At 60.8% G+C, this 17648-nt stretch carries 16 protein-coding genes and 1 pseudogene; 5 read left to right on the top strand and 12 right to left on the bottom strand.

Features of this window, described 5'->3' with window-relative positions:
* Positions 1-151: 151 nt before the first annotated feature.
* Entirely contained in the window at positions 152-958 is an 807-nt protein-coding gene (locus DFS28_RS27875) for an MOSC domain-containing protein (protein WP_111452351.1), read from the top strand.
* Between the two features lie 71 nt (positions 959-1029).
* Here the strand turns inward: DFS28_RS27875 and DFS28_RS27870 are convergent, their stop codons facing one another.
* The 8 genes from DFS28_RS27870 to DFS28_RS27835 form a co-directional block, all read right to left on the bottom strand.
* Positions 1030-1314 carry a pyrimidine/purine nucleoside phosphorylase gene (locus tag DFS28_RS27870; RefSeq protein ID WP_007940055.1) on the bottom strand — a complete coding sequence of 95 codons (285 nt, stop codon included), beginning with the start codon at positions 1312-1314 and terminating at the stop codon, positions 1030-1032.
* A gap of 69 nt (positions 1315-1383) precedes the next feature.
* A complete protein-coding gene (locus tag DFS28_RS27865; RefSeq protein ID WP_111452350.1) occupies positions 1384-1926 on the bottom strand; it encodes an exonuclease domain-containing protein in 543 nt (180 codons plus the stop codon).
* A gap of 71 nt (positions 1927-1997) precedes the next feature.
* Positions 1998-3959, bottom strand: coding sequence for an acetyl/propionyl/methylcrotonyl-CoA carboxylase subunit alpha (locus DFS28_RS27860; RefSeq protein WP_111452349.1), 1962 nt, complete (start codon positions 3957-3959; stop codon positions 1998-2000).
* A 123-nt stretch (positions 3960-4082) separates the two neighbouring features.
* Positions 4083-4880, bottom strand: coding sequence for an enoyl-CoA hydratase/isomerase family protein (locus tag DFS28_RS27855; protein ID WP_111452348.1), 798 nt, complete (start codon positions 4878-4880; stop codon positions 4083-4085).
* A complete protein-coding gene (gene atuD, locus DFS28_RS27850) occupies positions 4877-6034 on the bottom strand; it encodes a citronellyl-CoA dehydrogenase (RefSeq protein WP_111452347.1) in 1158 nt (385 codons plus the stop codon). Before atuD ends, DFS28_RS27855 begins: the two co-directional genes overlap by 4 nt.
* Positions 6035-6176: 142 nt before the next feature.
* Complete coding sequence (gene atuC / locus DFS28_RS27845; RefSeq protein WP_111452346.1) at positions 6177-7793, bottom strand: geranyl-CoA carboxylase subunit beta; 1617 nt, start codon at positions 7791-7793, stop codon at positions 6177-6179.
* A gap of 3 nt (positions 7794-7796) precedes the next feature.
* On the bottom strand, positions 7797-8666 hold the full coding sequence (locus DFS28_RS27840; RefSeq protein WP_111452345.1) for an SDR family oxidoreductase: 870 nt from the start codon (positions 8664-8666) through the stop codon (positions 7797-7799).
* A 12-nt stretch (positions 8667-8678) separates the two neighbouring features.
* Entirely contained in the window at positions 8679-10469 is a 1791-nt protein-coding gene (locus DFS28_RS27835; RefSeq protein WP_165934028.1) for an acyclic terpene utilization AtuA family protein, read from the bottom strand.
* Positions 10470-10659: 190 nt separating this feature from the next.
* Here DFS28_RS27835 and DFS28_RS27830 point away from each other — a divergent pair, with 190 nt between their 5' ends.
* The 3 genes and pseudogenes from DFS28_RS27830 to DFS28_RS27820 all read left to right on the top strand — a co-directional run.
* Complete coding sequence (locus DFS28_RS27830) at positions 10660-11286, top strand: TetR/AcrR family transcriptional regulator (protein ID WP_008145910.1); 627 nt, start codon at positions 10660-10662, stop codon at positions 11284-11286.
* Positions 11287-11377: 91 nt separating this feature from the next.
* A complete protein-coding gene (locus DFS28_RS27825; RefSeq protein WP_111452343.1) occupies positions 11378-12172 on the top strand; it encodes an ABC transporter substrate-binding protein in 795 nt (264 codons plus the stop codon).
* Between the two features lie 6 nt (positions 12173-12178).
* Positions 12179-12399, top strand: a pseudogene (locus DFS28_RS27820) (GNAT family N-acetyltransferase); the annotation flags it as partial.
* A 149-nt stretch (positions 12400-12548) separates the two neighbouring features.
* Here DFS28_RS27820 and DFS28_RS27815 read toward each other — a convergent pair.
* Positions 12549-13097 (bottom strand): RNA polymerase factor sigma-70, encoded by a 549-nt coding sequence (locus DFS28_RS27815; protein ID WP_111452342.1) that lies wholly within the window; start codon positions 13095-13097, stop codon positions 12549-12551.
* A 268-nt stretch (positions 13098-13365) separates the two neighbouring features.
* On the opposite strand from DFS28_RS27815, the gene DFS28_RS27810 reads away from it, so the two are divergent.
* Positions 13366-14178, top strand: coding sequence for an alpha/beta fold hydrolase (locus tag DFS28_RS27810; protein ID WP_111452341.1), 813 nt, complete (start codon positions 13366-13368; stop codon positions 14176-14178).
* 118 nt (positions 14179-14296) lie between these two features.
* On the opposite strand, the gene dsbG is transcribed toward DFS28_RS27810, so the two are convergent.
* From dsbG to dsbD, 3 genes are read right to left on the bottom strand one after another with little or no spacing between them, the layout of a single operon-like run.
* Complete coding sequence (dsbG, locus tag DFS28_RS27805) at positions 14297-15067, bottom strand: thiol:disulfide interchange protein DsbG (RefSeq protein WP_111452340.1); 771 nt, start codon at positions 15065-15067, stop codon at positions 14297-14299.
* On the bottom strand, positions 15043-15909 hold the full coding sequence (locus DFS28_RS27800; RefSeq protein ID WP_111452339.1) for a TlpA disulfide reductase family protein: 867 nt from the start codon (positions 15907-15909) through the stop codon (positions 15043-15045). Before DFS28_RS27800 ends, dsbG begins: the two co-directional genes overlap by 25 nt.
* Positions 15909-17645: a protein-disulfide reductase DsbD gene (gene dsbD, locus DFS28_RS27795; protein ID WP_111452338.1), complete on the bottom strand. Its 1737-nt coding sequence runs from the start codon at positions 17643-17645 to the stop codon at positions 15909-15911. The genes DFS28_RS27800 and dsbD overlap by 1 nt, the downstream gene beginning before the upstream one ends.
* Positions 17646-17648 lie beyond the last annotated feature (3 nt).

The raw sequence follows: 17648 nt of genomic DNA, 5'->3' as shown, positions 1-17648 counted from the left end.
GGCGGCGTTCCGACGAAGGCGGTGTAACAGTCAACGAAGATGTTGAATGTTATGGCCCCTTCGCGAGCAAGCCCGCTCCCACAGTTTTTGGCCTTTGATTCGGCGATCAAGCTCGTATAGGGTGGCGTTTTTATCCACCAGGGAGCTGGCCATGTTGCGTCTGAGCGCGCTGTATCGTTATCCGTTGAAATCCGGCAAGGGCGAGATCCTGCAGCAGGTCAGCCTCGACAAGCTGGGCCTGGACGGTGATCGACGCTGGATGCTGGTGGACGAGGCCAGCGGGCGCTTTTTGACTCAACGTGCAGTGGCGCAGATGAGTCAGCTGTCGGCGTTGTGGAATGCCGACGGTGGCTTGACCCTCAGTGCGCCGGGCCGCTCTCCGATCGATATCGCCTTGCCTGCCAGCGAAGCGCAACTGCGTGGCGTAACCATTTGGCGCGATACGTTGCGTGTGCCGGATGCCGGTGACGAGGCAGGTGCCTGGGTCAGTGAATTCATTGGCAAACCGACTCGCCTGGTACAAGTCCCTCTTGATCGCGCACGGACCACCCAGGCCGGCTACGGCAAGGACGATGATCAGGTGGCCTTCGCCGATGGCTTTCCGCTGTTGCTGATCGGACAGGCCTCACTGGAGGACTTGTCGCAAAAAGTCGGCCGCCCACTGGAAATGCTGCGCTTTCGGCCCAACCTGGTGATCGAGGGCAGCGAGGCGTATGCCGAAGATGGCTGGAAGCGCATTCGCATCGGCGACGTCGAGTTCCGCGTGGTCAAGTCGTGTTCACGCTGCATTCTGACCACCATCGATCCGCAAACCGGCGAGCGCAGCGAAGATCGCGAACCGCTGGCGACGTTGCAGAAATACCGTGCCGAAGCCGACGGCGCGATGTTCGGACAGAACCTGGTCAACGACAGCAATGGCCAACTTGAAGTCGGTATGCCGGTGACAGTTCTGGAATAAGACAAGCTGAATAAAAAAATGCCCGAGTCCAAGGACGCGGGCATTTTTTTGTCGCTGTGAAACCCAGGGTTTTAGCCGCGGTATTCGCACAGGTAAGCGGTGTCGACGGCCACTTTCAGTTGGAACTTGCTGTTGGCGGGCACGTTGAACTGGCTGCCGGCGGCGAAGGTTTCCCAGTCGCTGCTGTCCGGCAGTTTGACGGTCAGGGCGCCGGACACCACGTGCATGATTTCACGCTGGCTGGTGCCGAATTCGTATTCGCCCGGAGCCATGACGCCGATGGTCGCAGGACCTTCAGCGGTGCCAAAGGCGATCGACTTGACGGTGCCGTCGAAGTACTCGTTGACTTTAAACATGGGCGATTCCTCGAAAAGGGCTGAAAAGGGCCGGCCAGTATGCACAAGGCCCATGCCGGCGTCACCTCTCTAAGACGGAAGAACCAGCGGCAATAATCGTGCGGTATTGCGCGCATCTTCCAGCGCCCGATGTTGTTGGCCACTGAACTGCATGCCCACCAGTTGCAGCGCAGCGTTAAGTCCCAGCGGGCGCTCCAGCCGACGAGCCTTGGCAAAGCGCTGTTTGAGGTTCATGTGCGGCACCCGGCTCAGGGCGCTGTCGAGTTGCAGGCGCTCCCACTCCTGAACCAACTGTTTGCGATCGTAATCCCCCCAACTGACCCAGCCTTCGAGGCGCGAGTGATGCTGGCCGAGCCAGTGTTCGAACGACGCCCAAACCTCGCTCAGAGGCTGCGCGGCGTCGATATTGGCTTGGGTGATGTGGGTCAGTTGCCGGCAAAACGGCCTCAGCAAAGGCCGACGTGTCGGGCGCACGAAGCACTGAAAGCTATCCAGTTCTCGGCCTTTTCGGTCCACCAGGGTGGCGCCGATTTCGATGATTTCCATTTCTGTTACTGGCCAACCACCCTCATCGGTGGTGGCTTCCAGATCAATGACCAGCCAGTGAGGCATCGCAGGGTTCCTGGTATCCGCGTCCTGATAGGGCTTGAGCGTAGCCAAACCCGGCGGATCCGCCTAGCGGCTTATTCGACCTCCAACAAAATCTGACGATTTTTCACCTGATCACCGACCCTGACCTGCAAGCGTTTGAGCACGCCGTCGATGCCCGACTTGAGCGGATGCTCCATTTTCATGGCCTCCAGCACCACCAATAACTGGCCTTTACTGACCGGGCTGCCCTCAGTCACCAGCACGTCGACGATCGCCCCATCCATCGGGGCCTTGAGGGTGCCGGAGCTGACGCTGGCCTGGCTGCTGACCAAGGCCTGCGTCCGGTCCACCAGTCGCACACTGCCGGGGCGGGTGAACAGCCAGAGTTGCCCGGCCTCAAGACGGTAGGCATGGCGTCGCCGGATACCGTTGATGTCCAGGCTGGCCCAGCGTCCGTCGCACTGGATGATCTTCAATTCAAAAGGCGTTGTGGCGACTTGAAGCCGATACGGTTCACCCGGCACAGCGTTCAGTTCCACCGGCCAATCCTGATCCTCAAGGCCGATTCGATAGAGCAGCGGCACACTGGCGTTGTTGCGCCAACCGGCCAGTGGCGCGTGATGAACCTGCGCCGAGGCCTGATAGAACAATGCAGCAGCGATGGCCAGTTCTTCGGCGCTCGGCACATGCGCATGCAGGCAAGGATGCTCGGCAAAGTGAGTCTGGATGAACCCGTTACTGAATTCGCCACTGATGAACTGCGGGTGTTCGAGCAGGCCGGCGAGCAAGCGCTGATTGCTCTGCACGCCGAGCAGCACGCTGTCCTGAACCGCCCGCAGCAATTTACGCCGGGCTTCTTCGCGGGTGGCGCCGTGGGCGATGATCTTGCCCAGCATCGGGTCATAAAACGGGCTGACTGTCTGGCCTTCAATCAAGCCATGATCGATCCGCACGCCGCTCTGCAACGCTGGCTCCCAGGTGGTGATGCGACCGGTCTGTGGCAGAAAACCGTGTGCTGGATCTTCGGCGTACAAACGGACTTCCATGGCATGGCCGCTAAGCTGGACCTGCTCCTGTCGCAAGGGTAGCGGCAGTCCTTCGGCAACGTGCAACTGCCAGGCCACCAGATCGAGGCCGGTGATCAATTCGGTCACCGGGTGCTCCACCTGGAGTCGGGTGTTCATCTCCAGAAAGTAAAACTGCCCGCGCGCATCCAGCAGGAACTCGACGGTGCCAGCGCCGACGTAATTCACTGCGCGACCTGCCTTTAGCGCCGCTTCGCCCATGGCCTGACGCAACTCGGCGTTCATCACCGGGCAGGGCGCTTCTTCGATGACTTTTTGATGGCGACGCTGGATCGAGCAGTCGCGCTCGCCAAGGTAGATCAGGTTACCGTGCTGGTCGCCGAACAGTTGAACTTCGACGTGACGCGGGTCGATCAGCGCTTGCTCGAGAATCAGTTCGTCACTGCCAAACCCATGCAGCGCTTCGGAGCGGGCGGTGCGCAATTGTTCGAGCAAATCATTGGCCTCATGCACCAGGCGCATGCCACGCCCGCCCCCGCCGGCACTGGCCTTGATCATCAGCGGATAGCCGATGCGTGCGGCTTCGCGGCTCAGGGTGGCGTCGTCCTGTTCTTCGCCCTGATAACCCTTGATGCACGGCACACCGGCATCGAGCATGGCGAGTTTCGACAGGCGTTTGCTGCCCATCAGTTCGATGGCGTCGGGACTGGGGCCGATGAAGGTGATGCCGGCATCCTGGCAGGCTCGGGCGAACCCGGCGTTTTCCGAGAGGAAGCCGTAGCCCGGATGGATGGCGTCAGCGCCCGTGCGCCGGGCGGCGTCGAGTATGGCCGGGATATTCAGATAGGACTGCTGCACCGGGGCCGGGCCGATGTTCACGGCTTCGTCAGCCAGCTGCACGTGCAGGGCATCGGCGTCGGCATTGCTGAACACCGCGACCGTGCGATAGCCCAGGGCCTGGGCGGTGCGCTGGATGCGGCAGGCGATTTCACCGCGGTTGGCAATCAGGATTTTTCTGAGTCCGGGCATGGGGTATTCCATTGGGGTTTGCGGTGGATGTGATGGCCTCTTCGCGAGCAAGCCCGCTCCCACATTTGAAATGCATTTCCCTGTGGGAGCGGGCTTGCTCCGGGCGGCGTTCCGACGATGCTCTTAAGGCGCCCAGCCCGGCTTACGCTTTTGCACGAAGGCCATGGTCCCCTCAATACCTTCAGCCCCGGTCACCGCCTCGCTGAACCAGTCGGCCGCTTCATCCAGCAACGCATTCGATGGCTGTCCGGCACTCGCGAGCAACAGCTTTTTGGTCATCGCATTGGCCTCCGGCGCACAGCACAACACATGGGCCAGAATTTCATCGAGACGCTCGGCCAACGCTTGCGCGTCATGCTCGACAAAATGCACCAACCCCATGCGCCGTGCGTGTGTGCCATCGAAACGTGCCGCGGTCAGTGCCAGTCGGCGAGTCTGGGTCAGACCGATGCGCTGCACCACGAACGGCGCGATTTGCGCGGGTAGCAGACCGAGGCTGGTTTCCGGCAGACCAAATTGCGCCTGGTGATCGGCCAAGGCGACGTCGCTGACGCAGGCCAGACCCAAACCACCGCCGAGCACCGCGCCTTGCAGCACCGTGATCACCACTTGCGGCGCGTGTTGCACCTCTTGCAGCAGCGCACCGAACGCGCGATTCAAATCGCGATAGGCACTCGGGCCTTGAGCGCGTGCGTTGGCCATGTCCTTGATGTCGCCACCGGCGCAAAAATGCCCGCCCGCGCCACCGATCACCAAGGCCCGAATCTCACGGTCATCGCGCACGGCCAACAGCACGGCACGCAGTTCCGCGACCATCAACAGGCTCATGGCATTGCGGCTTTCGGGGCGGTTGAGGGTGATGTGCAGGACGCCGTTATGCGATTCCAGCAGCAAGGTCTGGCAAACCGGCAGGGCGCTCATTTGTTTTTCCCCGGCAGGATGCCCATGAGTTTGCAGATGATCCCCAGCATGATTTCGTCGGCACCGCCGCCAATCGACACCAGCCGCACGTCACGGTAAGCGCGGGCCACCGGGTTGTCCCACATGAAGCCCATGCCGCCCCAATATTGCAGGCAGCTGTCGCTGACTTCCCGGCCCAGACGCCCGGCCTTGAGTTTGGCCATCGACGCCAGACGGGTAACGTCCTGGCCTTTGATGTACTGCTCGGTGGCCTGATAGACCAATGCCCGCAGGCATTCGATTTCGGTTTGCAGTTCGGCCAGGCGGAAATGGATGACCTGATTGTCGATCAGCGCACTGCCGAAGGTTTTACGTTCCTTGCAGTACTCGATGGTGCTGTCGACGCAGTACTCCAGGCCCTTGATCATGTTCGCCGCGCCGAACAGCCGTTCCTCCTGGAACTGCAACATCTGCATCATGAACCCCGCGCCTTCATGGCCGATGCGGTTGCGTTGCGGCACGCGCACGTTGTCGAAAAACACCTGAGCGGTTTCCGAGCTGCGCATGCCGAGCTTGTCCAGGTGCGAACTGAGGCTGATGCCGGGGGTGGTCATCGGCACCATGATCAGCGACTTGTTGATGTGCGGTTTGTCGTCTGAGGTGTTGGCCAGCAGGCAGATGAAGTCCGCGCTCGGCGAGTTGGTAATCCACATCTTGCTGCCGTTGATCACGTAGTCGTCGCCGTCTTTACGGGCGGTGGTTTTCAAGCCAGCCACGTCGGAACCGGCACCGACTTCGGAAACACCGATGCAGCCGACCTGCTCGCCAGTGATCGCCGGCCGCAGGAACTCTTCACGCAGTTCATCGGAGCCGAAGCGGGCGAGGGCCGGGGTGCACATGTCGGTCTGCACGCCGATGGACATCGGAATGCCGCCGCAGTGGATGGTGCCGAACTCTTCAGCCGCGACGATCGAATAGCTGTAATCGAGCCCCATGCCGCCAAACTTTTCCGGTTTGGAAATCCCCAGCAGGCCGAGGTCGCCGGCCTTGCGGAAGACCTCGTGGATCGGAAAGCGCCCGGCCTTTTCCCATGCCTCGACGTGAGGATTGATCTCGTGATCGACGAATTGGCGGACAGTGCGGCGCAGTGCTTCGTGTTCCTGGGTGAAGATCATTCTTATTGTTCTCCTGAATAACGGATCGTTGCCGTGTCTTCCCGATCGTTCCCACGCTCTGCGTGGGAATGCCTCAATGGACGCTCTTGGGACGCGGAGCGTCCCTGGCTGCATTCCCACGCAGAGCGTGGGAACGATCTAATCAAAAGCGGGCTACACCAAAGCTGTTGGATTGCAGCGGCCGCACTTCAGCCTCATGACAGATATCCAGCAAGTACCCGAGCAAGGTCCGGGTATCGCGAGGGTCGATCAACCCGTCGTCCCACAGGCTGGCGCTGCCGTACAGTGCGGTGGACTGGTTGTCGAGTTTCTGCGCGGTGACCTGTTCCAGCATGTCGAGCATTTTCGGGTCGGGCACCAGACCGTCCTTGGCCTGCTTGGCCTCGGTGACGATCCTCAGCACCTTGCCGGCCTGGGCGCCGCCCATCACCGCCGTGCGGCTGTTGGGCCAGGCGAAAATGAAGCGCGGGTCGAGGCCGCGGCCGCACATCGCGTAGTTGCCGGCGCCGTAGGAACCACCGACGACGATGGTCAGTTTAGGCACCCGGGCGTTGGCCACCGCTTGAATCATTTTCGCGCCGTGTTTGATCACGCCTTGCTGCTCCGACTCGGTGCCGACCATGAACCCGGTGGTGTTGTGGAAGAACAGCAACGGGGTCTTGCTCTGGTCGCAGAGCTGAATGAACTGCGCGGCCTTGCTCGCACCCTTGGGTGTGATCGGCCCATTGTTGCCAATGAACCCACAGGCGCGGCCTTGAATCTGCAAATGGCCGCAGACGGTTTGCTGATCGAACTCGCCCTTGAATTCGAGAAAGTTCGAGCCGTCGGCTATCCGCGCGATGATTTCGCGCACGTCGTAAGGTTTTTTCGCATCGTCAGGAATCAGCCCGAGCAACTCGTCGATGGGGTAGAGCGGTTCTTCCCAATGACGTTCGGGTAGCCATTGCAGCTGATCGTTCCACCGCAGCAGGCCGACAATCTCGCGCACCAGACGCACGCCGTCGGCATCGTTCTCTGCCAGGTATTCAGCGGTGCCGGCGATCTGCGCATGCATCTCGGCGCCGCCCAGTGCTTCATCGGTGGCGACTTCGCCGGTGGCAGCCTTGAGCAGCGGCGGGCCGGCCAGAAACAGCTTGGCCTTGCCACGCACCACCACCACGTAATCCGACAACCCTGGCTGATAGGCGCCACCCGCCGTGGCCGAGCCATGGACCACGGTGATTTGCGGCAGGCCCATGGCCGACATCCGCGCCTGATTGGCAAAGCTGCGGGCGCCTTCGACGAAAATCTCCGCCGCGTAATTGAGGTTGGCGCCACCGCTTTCGGCCAAGGTAATGACCGGCAGTTTGTTCTCCATGGCGATCTGTTGCAGGCGCAGGGATTTTTTCAAACCGCTGGGGGAAATGGTCCCGCCCTTGATCGCACTGTTGTTTGCCACCACCAACACGCGCACGCCGGACACGTAGCCGATCCCGGCGATCAACCCGCCGCCAGCCGAACTGCCGTCCTTGTCGTCATGCAGCTTGTAGCCGGCCAGGCTCGCCAGTTCGAGGAACGGTGCGCCAGGGTCCAGCAGCAGATTGAGGCGTTCGCGGGGCAACAATTGGCCGCGTTTGTCGAACCTGGGTTTGGCTTCGGCCGCCTTGTTCAGCAAGTTCTGTTCGAGCTGGCGGACGTGCTCGATGCCGACCAGCATCGCCGCGCGATTGCGGGCGAACTGTTCGCTGAACGGGTCCACTTGCGACTGAATCACCGGCATGAATTATTCCTTGTCCTTGAGCACGTCAGGCAGGTAGGCACGGTGGAAACCGTTATACGACTCGCTGATCTGCGCCTTGTGTATCGGCCAGGCGCGCCCGCCCAGGCTGGCGGCGCCGTCGATGCGCAAGGTGCTGCCGCTGATAAACGCCGCGGCCGGGCTGAGCAGGAAAACGATCGCCGCGCTGACTTCCGATTCAGTGCCGATGCGTTTCAGTGGCACGTGCTCGCGCAACGTCGGGATCACCGCTTTGAACGCGCCTTCGTAGGTGTCCATGCCACTGGACGCGATCCAGCCCGGCGCCACGGCGTTGACCCGCACCCCGGCATAACCCCATTCGAACGCGGCGGTCTTGGTGAGGTTGTCCATGCCCGAACGCGCCGCGCCCGAGTGGCCCATGCCGGGCATGCCGCCCCACATGTCGGCGAGCATATTGACGATGGCGCCGCCGTGTTTGCTCATGGACTGGTTGAACACTTCCCTGGCCATCAGGAAGCCGCCCATCAGGTTGGTGCGCAACACCGTATCGAAGCCTTTTTGATTGATCGACGCCAACGGCGACGGGTACTGCCCGCCAGCATTGTTGACCAGGCCGTTAATCGGTCCGTGCTTGCGGATCAACTCGCTGATCACATGCTTGACCGTTTCTTCCTCACGAATATCGCAGACCATCCAGTCAGCCTTGCCGCCATCTTCGGTAATCTCGGCCGCGACGTTTTTCAGCTTGTCAGCCTTGCGCCCGAGCAACAGCACGTGGGCGCCGAGGGCCGCCAGTTCGTGAGCGGTGCAACGACCGATGCCGCTGCCGCCACCGGTGACGATGATGTTTTGGCCTGCAAACAAACCGGCTTTGAAAATCGAATCGTAAGCCATGGCGACAGTCCTCTAGTTGACCTGATCGGCGATGCGCTGAGGCACCGGTATCTGGATTTCCAGCAGTTGCTGGGCGAAGGCTTTGCCTTGCGGATCGATCCGCAGGCTGGCCACGCCACCGCCTCCCAGGGCGTTTTCCAGCAGAAAATTAAGGCTGTGGGTGCCCGGCAGGTACCAGCGTTCGACACGTCCGTGGATCGGGTCGAGGACATGACTCATCCAGTCGACGATCACTGCCGGCGTCAAGGCTTCGGCAATCCACGGCAGGTACTCCGGCTCGCGGGCCATGACGCCGATGTTGCTGTGGTTGCCCTTGTCACCGGAGCGCGCTACGGCGAGTTTGACCAGGGCCACGCTGGCATCGGCCCGGCCTGAGGGTTTCGGTGGGGCGCACGCCACGGGCAGGTCGGCGGTGTCGAGCACATCAATGGCGGGCAAGGCGCAGGGGTGGCGCTGGCCCTTGAGATCAATGTCCAGCGTGCAGGCGGTTTTGTCGATAAGGAACGAGAACAGCCGGATCAGCGGATACACCGTCGGCCGTCCACCGACAATCCCGGTCAGCCCTGGCGCCATGCCGGTGGCGGCCTGGGCGATCTCCCGGGAGAACACAATCAACGCCTGTTTCCCCGGATGGCGCACCGCGAGTTTGATCACCACTTCACGGCTGTCCTGACGCTGACCGTGGGGGCCGTAAGTGGCCTCGCTGCCGAGCAGTTCGATGTTCACTTCGCTGTAGGGTGGCCAACCGCGCTGACTGAAGATTTCCGAGGTCTTGTTGATGATGGCTTCGCTGACTCGACGCGCCTTGTCGACCGCATCGATCCCGGCGATCAGGCAACTGGCGGTGCAGCGGAAACCGTCCGGGTACGTCGCGCTGACCTTGTACTGATCGGTCGGTGGCAAGCCTTTTGCGCCGTGCACCTGGACCGCGTTTTTGCCTTGTTGCACGAGTTTGACTTCAGTGAAATCGCAGACCACGTCCGGCAGCAGATACGCCTGCGGGTTACCGATTTCATACAGCATCTGCTCGCCGACCGTCAGGGGTGTGACCAGTCCGCCGGAGCCTTCGGGTTTGCTGACGATGAACTGGCTGTCGGCGTTGACTTCGACGATGGGGAAGCCGATGTGTTCGTAGTCGGGCACCTCGCGCCAATCGGTGAAGTTGCCGCCGGTGCACTGGGCGCCGCATTCGATCAGGTGCCCGGCCAATGCGGCCTGGGCGAGTTTGTCGTAGTCGTGCCAGGACCAGCCGAATTCATGCACCAGCGCGGCGCTGACCACGGCGCTGTCGACCACCCGTCCGGTGATGACGATGTCGGCGCCCAGCCGCAGGGCTTCGACGATGCCCGGTGCGCCGAGGTAGGCGTTGGTCGAGACGCACATTGGCGGCAAGGGGGCACCGCTGAACATTTCATGGATGCCGCGGCGGCTCAGCTGTTTAAGTTGCGGCTGCAAGTCATCGCCCAGCAGCACGGCGATTTTCAGCATCACTCCGGCCTTGTCGCAGGCCGCTTGCAGGGCGGCGGCGCAGGCTTGCGGATTGACCCCGCCGGCATTGCTGATGACGCGGATTTTCTGTTCGGCGAGTTGAGCCAACAGCGGGCTGAGGACTTCGATGAAGTCGCTGGCGTAACCGGCCAGGGGGTCTTTCATCCGCGCACCGGCCATGATCGACATCGTAACCTCGGCCAGATAATCGAAGACCAGATAGTCCAGACGCCCACCTTCTACCAGTTGCGCGGCGGCGGTCGAGGTGTCGCCCCAAAAGGCGCTGGCGCAACCGATGCGGATTGTTTTGGGCACAGTCAACTCCATAGTCACCTGCGATAGAAGTGTATCGAGACTACCAAGCAAGCGCTTGGTTTGTAAACGGCATAAATATCTTCTGCCCGAGCGCTTGCTTGGTCGCGCCGGCCAGCTTAAATTGCCCGCGCAACCCCGCAGGTTTAGCGGCGAGCGGCGTATTTGATTGATCGACTGTAGGAGAGAACGGGTGGACGAGCAAAAAGCCCTGAGGGTGATGCGCGAATTGGTCGACAGCGGCCAATTGACCGACCCGGACAGCGCCCGCGGCAAACTGCTGCAAGTGGCGGCTCACCTGTTCCGCAACAAAGGTTACGAACGCACCACCGTGCGCGATCTGGCTGGCGCCGTGGGGATTCAGTCCGGCAGTATTTTTCATCACTTCAAGAGCAAGGACGAGATCCTGCGGGCGGTGATGGAAGAAACCATTCGCTATAACACGGCGTTGATGCGTGCAGCCCTGGCCGAAGCCGGCAGTGTGCGCGAGCGGGTACTGGCGCTGATTCGTTGTGAATTGCAGTCGATCATGGGCGGCAGCGGCGAGGCCATGGCGGTGTTGGTGTATGAATGGCGTTCGCTGTCCGCAGACGGGCAGGCGCAGGTGCTGGCGCTGCGCGATATTTATGAAGAACTCTGGCTTCAGGTGCTGGGTGAGGCCAAAGAGGCCGGTTTTATCCGCGGGGATGTGTTCATCACCCGCCGTTTTCTGACCGGTGCATTGTCCTGGACCACCACCTGGTTTCGCGCAGGCGGCAGCATGAGCCTCGATCAATTGGCCGATGAGGCGTTGATTCTGGTGCTGGAAGAGAAGCAATAGTTTGTTCAGGTCAAAGGAAACTGGCTAAGTCGCGGAAACCGCCTAGCTTGAATGCATTGAAGCGTATTTTTTTGGGGAGTGGATTGTTTTGATGTCTTCGCCAATTCGGACGGCTTCGCGGCTTTTGCTGGCGACGCTTGCGGTGTGCTTCGTGTTGCCGTCTCAGGCTGCACAACAGGTGCGGGTCGGTGCCGCGCATTTTCCACCCTATACCGTGCGCCCGGAGTCCGGTGCCGACACCGGTCTGTTGCCGCAACTGGTGGAAGCGCTGAATCAGTTGCAAACCGATTATCAGTTTGTATTGGTGCCCACCTCCATTCCTCGACGTTTCAACGACTTCAAGGAAGGCCGGGTCGATATGGCGATTTTCGAGAACCCGGACTGGGGCTGGAAGGATATTCCGCATACCGACGTCGACATGGGCCTGGAAGATGCAGAAATCTTTGTCGCGCAGAAGAAACCCGATCGCGACGAGAATTACTTCAAGGACCTGGCGGGCAAGCGCTTGGCGCTGTACAGCGGCTATCACTACGAGTTTGCCAATTTCAATGCCGATCCCAAGTATCTGGCCGACTCCTACAACGCCACGCTGACTTATTCCCACGACAGCAACTTGCTGATGGTGCTGCGTGGACGAGCGGATATTGCCTTGGTGACTCGCTCCTACCTGAGCGATTATCTGCTGCGTAACGAGAAAGTCGGCGAGCAGCTGCTGGTGTCGCAACGCATCGATCAGGTCTATCACCACTACGCCATCCTCCGCCCGATGGCACCGATCAGCGGCGAGACGTTTGCCAAATTGCTGCAGGGGTTGAGGGATAACGGCCAAATGCTGAAGATTTTCGATCCCTACAAAATTGCCCTGGTACCGGTGGGTAAGCCCTGATTCGAGGGTGAGGAAAATCACCGTGGCCCGCACAAGGTGGCGAGCTGGTTGACGCATTACCTGTTTCTCGACGATCCACGCACTCAGCGAGTGGTCGCCGAGCCTCGCGCCGACAACGCGAAGATGATCGGGCATATGCAGAATCAGGGTTTCCACTGCGAGAAAGCACGCGCGGCGCTGATGGTGTGGGGGCGTGAGCGGTTTTTGATCGGTGTGTGTTGGCTTGATGCTTAAGGCTCAACATCTGCTTCGGTCTTGAGTGCCCCATCGCGAGCAGGCTCGCTCCCACATGGGATCTATTGTGAACACACAGTTTGTGAACACCAGAGATCAACTGTGGGAGCGAGCCTGCTCGCGAAGGGGGGCGACGCAAATTTCAACGACGGGCAAAAGTATCCACACGACTCCCCGACACCTTGCGGCAATGAACCAGCGCATCGCGAATCATGAAGTTCACCAGGGTCGGCGAGACGCCAAGCTCCTTGGCGATGTCCTTTTGCGGCACGCCGTGCAGGCGATACATCTCGAAAGCGTAGCGGGTGCGGCTGGGCAGCTCGGTCAGCGCGTCGGCGATGTGTTGCAGCGTCGAGAAGTTGATGTGCGAGGTTTCCGGCGAAGCACCTTGAATCACCACGTTCAGGCCTTCCTCTTCAGGGCCCGAGTACTTCTGCTCCAGCGCCTGTTTGCGGTAGTGATCGATCGCCAGATTGCGCACGATCTGAAACAGGTAGCTGAGCTGAGCCTTGAACGAGGACGTGATCTGCGGCGCTGATTGCAGCCGGAAGAACGTATCCTGCACCACGTCTTCTGCACGCGACCGGCAGCCGGTAATGCGGGCTGCGATCTTGACCAGAATCAGTCGATTGTCGACGAATGCCTGAAGTAACGGTGAATCGCACCTGCTTGTGGATACTTGTTCCGTCATTGGAAATCACCTTGCTGCAATAGGTTGGCGGACGGCAAGCGGGGGGCTGGGCCGTCCAACACATCGAGCGACAAATTATTCTTAATGATAATTATTGTCAAATGAGAAGTTGAACTAATACGACGCTGTTCGTGGCCGGCAGCCCTCGCGGTCAGAGCATTGGCCACCTGCGCGTGGACGATCAAACCCTGGCACAAACGCCACAAGGTTGACTGTAGAGCCACCGCAGCCCAGTCTGCCTGCTCCATTTTTGGTGAGGAGACAGCTAATGCCCTTCGCAACAATAGACGGACAACCCCTTCACTATATTGATCAAGGCACCGGCCCTGCCGTTCTGCTGGCGGGCAGTTATCTGTGGGACCAGGCCATGTGGGTGCCGCAGATCGCCGCTCTGTCGCAGCAATACCGGGTAATTGCTCTGGACCTCTGGGGCCACGGTGAATCCGGGCCGCTACCCCAAAGTACGCAATCGCTGGATGACATTGCGCGCCAGGCACTGGCGTTGCTCGATCACCTGGACATCGACCGTGTCACGCTGGTCGGTCTTTCAGTCGGTGGCATGTGGGGCGTGCGTCTGGCACTGTCGGCCCCGCAACGGATCAACGGCCTGGTGCTGATGGACACCTACGTCGGCGTCGAGCCGGAACCGACTCGCCAATACTATTTCTCGCTGTTCAAACAGATCGAAGACACCGGCGTGATCGCGCCACAGTTACTCGATATCGTCGTGCCGATCTTCTTCCGCCCGGGCATCGATCCGCAGTCGGCGCTGTATCAGGACTTCCGCGCCAAACTGGCCGCGCTGCCGCCAGAGCGTCTGCGTGAGAGCATCGTGCCGATGGGGCGAATTACGTTTGGGCGCGATGATCTGTTGCCGCGACTGGGCGAGTTGAATCCTGATACCACGCTGCTGATGTGCGGCGATCAGGACAAACCGCGACCGCCATCGGAGACAAGGGAGATGGCCGGGTTGATCGGTTGCCCATTTTTGCTGGTGCCGGAAGCGGGGCATATCTCCAATCTGGAGAATCCGCAGTTTGTCACCGAGACGCTGCTTGAGTTTCTAGCGCAGAGAAATTAGTCGGTCACATAGACGCAATCGCGAGCAGGCTCGCTCCCACATTGGAATGCATTCCCCTGTGGGAGCGGGCTTGCTCGCGAAGACGTCAGTGAATCCACCAACGCCCTATCAGAAAGAGCTACTTAGGCCCGAGAATTTGCACCAGTTTGTCCGGCGACGGCGCGCCTTGCTGTTGTTGCAGCTCGCCCTTGCCGTCCATGTAGAAAATCGCCGGGGTAGCCTGCAGCTCCAGGTCTTCCATCAACTGCATGTTGGCCGCCAGCTTCGCCTGAATCGCCGGGGGCACGTTTTTCAGGGCTTTTAGCGAGCTGTCCTTGCCTGATTTCTCATGGTCTTCCAACGCTTTCTGCGGATCCTTGGCGGCCAGCAGTGCAGCCGATTTCCCCGGACTGTCTTCGCGAATGATGCCGACCATGATGTGCCGCAACTGCACCTTGCCCGCCTCGACCCATGGCCGCGCCTGTTCCCAGAACATGTTGCAATAAGGGCAGTTCGGATCGCTGAACAGGTAGACGACCCGTGGGGCATCTTTCTTCCCGTCGCCGATCCAGTTGCTGGCTTCCATCTTGCCCCAGATTTCCTTGGCCAGCGGCGCGTAAACCAGCTTCTGCAACGGCGCGCTGCTCAGGTCGTTGCCGTCGGCGTCATACAGATTGCCGAGCAGCACGTGCTTGCCATCCGGTGTCAGGTACAACGCCATGCCCCGGTTCTGGTACTGCGCTGCATAGCCGCGCAAGCCGTCGGGTGCGTCGAATTGGCCGACGATTTTCGCGCCCTTGGCCTCGATTTTCTTGATCGCTTCGGGCAATTCTTCGGCGGCCTGCGCTGATGGTAAATGCAGCAGGGCGGCGCCCAGGGTCAACGTCAGCAGGTGGCGGAGGCGGGGCATGGCAGTTTCCTTGAAGAGGTGGCCGGTACGGCAGGATTCGGGGTGTCGAAGTTTTCCAAAGCGCGGGCCAGGCTGGCTTCCGACAGCTCGCCCAGATGGCTGCCCAGCAGGCGACCGTCGGGGCTATAGAACAGCGTAGTCGGCAACGCCATGGAGCCGACGGCCTGGCTCAATCGGCCACTGCCGTCAAACAGTACGTTGGACAGGCTCAGGCCCTGGGTTTCCAGAAACGTACTGACGCTTTGCATGCTTTCAGCCTGATTGACGAACAGGAACGTCAGGTCCGGGCGGTGTTGCTGGGCGTTTTCCAGCACCGGCATTTCCCGACGGCACGGCGGACACCAGGTGGCCCAGAGATTGATCACCAACGGGCCGCCCTTGTAGTCCGCCAGTTGCACGGTTTCACCGGCGGCATTGCGCAGGGTTATTTCCGGCAGGCGTGTGCCTTGTTCGTAAAGGGTCAGGGAGAAGGTCGCCAGCAGCCAGAACGCCAGGCCGCTGGCCACGCCAAAGCCCAACGGCCGGCGCAAGCCCGGGCGACGCCAGCCTCGATACAACGCGGCCAGCAGCAGCACGATCACACCGGGCCAGGCGAGGAAACCGCCGTCGCGCAGGTCGATGATCTGCCAGGGGTCATTGCGATAATGGGCCCAGTAAACGGCCACGAAACCGACCCGGGCGGCCAGCATGCCCAGCAGGAACAGGCTGAACAGCACCGACTCCGGATTCTCGCCGCCGCGCTTGGCCACCCGCCAGCCGACGAAGGTCGCCAGCGCCAGGGCACTGATCAGCAGCAGGTGATTAAGCGCGATGGCAAAAGTGCCGAGGGTAAAGGTCAGCATTAACGGGCGTCTCGGGTAGTGGTCCAGCGTTGCAGAAAGGTGCCGGCATCGACCTCACCGGTGATGCGCTGGCTGCGACGCTCGATGCCGTCGGCGCCGATCCACAGCAGGCTCGGTGGCCCCGGCACTTTATAACGGCCGAGCAGTTCGCGGCTGGCGGCATTGTCGGCGGTGACGTCCAACCGTAGCAAGCGCACTTCGCTCAAGGCCTCCAGTACGTGGGCTTTGCCGAACACCTGTTTTTCCATGACCTTGCACGACACGCACCAGTCGGCGTAGTAGTCCAGCAGTACCCACTGGCCTTGAGCCTGTGCCACATCGAGCTCCCGTTGCAGAGCTGCCGGATCCTTGATCGTGGTGAATGCGTCGTGGCCGACCGGGTTGGCGGCGCTGCTCGAGTTCGAAGCGCTGTAGACCTGCAATGGCTTCACCAAGTCATCGCTGCCGCCGGCGGCACCGATCATCAGCAGGCTGCCCCACACACCCAGCAAGAGTGAGCTGGCGCCGAACACATGGGCGACGCGACCGAAACCTTCCGACTGCTTCCAGGCGCTGTATGCGGCAATCAGCAGCAACGCACCGCACAGACCGATCCACAGTGATTCGTCCAGCACCGGGCGCAGCATCAGCAACGCGGTGGCGAGGAACAGGAAGCCGAATACGCCCTTGAGCAGGTTCATCCACGCGCCGGGTTTGGGCAGGAAGCGATTGCCGACGGTGACCAACAACAGCAGCGGTACACCGATACCGATGCCCATGGTGAACAGAATCAGCCCGCCATGCAGCGCATTGCCGCTTTGCGCGATGTAGAGCAAGGCGCCCGCCAGCGGGGCGGTCATGCACGGACCCACCAGCAAACCGGACAAGCCCCCCAACACACCGGCACCGAACAGGCTGCCGCCGCGTTGATTGCGCGAGACATTTTCCAATCGATCACGCACGGCCACCGGCAGTTGCAACTCGAAGAAGCCGAACATCGGCAACGCCAGCAACACAAATACAGCCGCGAAACTGCCCAGCAACCAAGGGTTTTGCAACAACGCCTGCAAATTTGCCCCGAGCATTGCGGCCAGCACGCCCATCGCCGCATACACCAGTGCCATGCACGCGACGTAGCTGGTGGCCAAGGCGAAACCGCGCTTGGGTGTGGCGCCACTGCCGACGATCAAACCGGCCAGAATCGGCAGCATCGGCAACGAGCAAGGCGTGAAGGCCAGCAACAGTCCCAGACCGAAGAACACCAGCAAACTCCAGCCCAGCGCCCGTTGTTGCAGGCCGCTGGCCAGGGCTTGGTCCGGTGCTTCGTTTGTCGCAGTGATAGCGGATGTGCCGCCCAGATCCACGACCTGAGTGTGCGGCGGATAACACAAACCGGCGTCGGCACAGCCCTGGAAGCCCACTTTGATTTGCCCGGTGGCACCGGCCGCAACCTTCAGTTCCAGGCCCTGACGATAGACCTGCTGTTCGCCGAAGAACTCATCGCTGTGCGCTTCGCCTTGAGGTAATACGGGATGGTGCTCAACGGGCAAGCCATCGAATTTCAGGCGTTTCTGATACAGGTAATAGCCGTCGGCGATCTGCCAATAGAGCTGGGTTTCGCCCGACTCAAGTCGCTCGGACGTGAAGACGAACGCTTTTTCCACCGGCAAAAATTCAGGTTTGGTCTCGAACGGATTGGTCCCTGCCTGGGCCACACCCGAGATCAAGAGAACAAAAAACAAAAACAGTCGACGCATGGG

It is taken from the genome of Pseudomonas sp. 478 (assembly GCF_003254125.1).
Taxonomy (GTDB): domain Bacteria; phylum Pseudomonadota; class Gammaproteobacteria; order Pseudomonadales; family Pseudomonadaceae; genus Aquipseudomonas.
Note: the sequence above shows the minus strand (reverse complement) of the source record. Positions and strands in the feature narration are given on the sequence as shown.

What these genes read in the sequence shown, in the direction of transcription:
- atuD (WP_111452347.1), bottom strand. Translation starts at nt 6,034, where the DNA reads ATGATCTTCACCCAGGAACACGAAGCACTGCGCCGCACTGTCCGCCAA.
- DFS28_RS27800 (WP_111452339.1), bottom strand. Translation starts at nt 15,909, where the DNA reads ATGCTGACCTTTACCCTCGGCACTTTTGCCATCGCGCTTAATCACCTG.
- DFS28_RS27860 (WP_111452349.1), bottom strand. Translation starts at nt 3,959, where the DNA reads ATGCCCGGACTCAGAAAAATCCTGATTGCCAACCGCGGTGAAATCGCC.
- DFS28_RS27855 (WP_111452348.1), bottom strand. Translation starts at nt 4,880, where the DNA reads ATGAGCGCCCTGCCGGTTTGCCAGACCTTGCTGCTGGAATCGCATAAC.
- dsbD (WP_111452338.1), bottom strand. Translation starts at nt 17,645, where the DNA reads ATGCGTCGACTGTTTTTGTTTTTTGTTCTCTTGATCTCGGGTGTGGCC.
- DFS28_RS27865 (WP_111452350.1), bottom strand. Translation starts at nt 1,926, where the DNA reads ATGCCTCACTGGCTGGTCATTGATCTGGAAGCCACCACCGATGAGGGT.
- DFS28_RS27840 (WP_111452345.1), bottom strand. Translation starts at nt 8,666, where the DNA reads ATGGCTTACGATTCGATTTTCAAAGCCGGTTTGTTTGCAGGCCAAAAC.
- DFS28_RS27875 (WP_111452351.1), top strand. Translation starts at nt 152, where the DNA reads ATGTTGCGTCTGAGCGCGCTGTATCGTTATCCGTTGAAATCCGGCAAG.
- dsbG (WP_111452340.1), bottom strand. Translation starts at nt 15,067, where the DNA reads ATGCCCCGCCTCCGCCACCTGCTGACGTTGACCCTGGGCGCCGCCCTG.
- DFS28_RS27825 (WP_111452343.1), top strand. Translation starts at nt 11,378, where the DNA reads ATGTCTTCGCCAATTCGGACGGCTTCGCGGCTTTTGCTGGCGACGCTT.
- DFS28_RS27815 (WP_111452342.1), bottom strand. Translation starts at nt 13,097, where the DNA reads ATGACGGAACAAGTATCCACAAGCAGGTGCGATTCACCGTTACTTCAG.
- atuC (WP_111452346.1), bottom strand. Translation starts at nt 7,793, where the DNA reads ATGCCGGTGATTCAGTCGCAAGTGGACCCGTTCAGCGAACAGTTCGCC.
- DFS28_RS27810 (WP_111452341.1), top strand. Translation starts at nt 13,366, where the DNA reads ATGCCCTTCGCAACAATAGACGGACAACCCCTTCACTATATTGATCAA.
- DFS28_RS27870 (WP_007940055.1), bottom strand. Translation starts at nt 1,314, where the DNA reads ATGTTTAAAGTCAACGAGTACTTCGACGGCACCGTCAAGTCGATCGCC.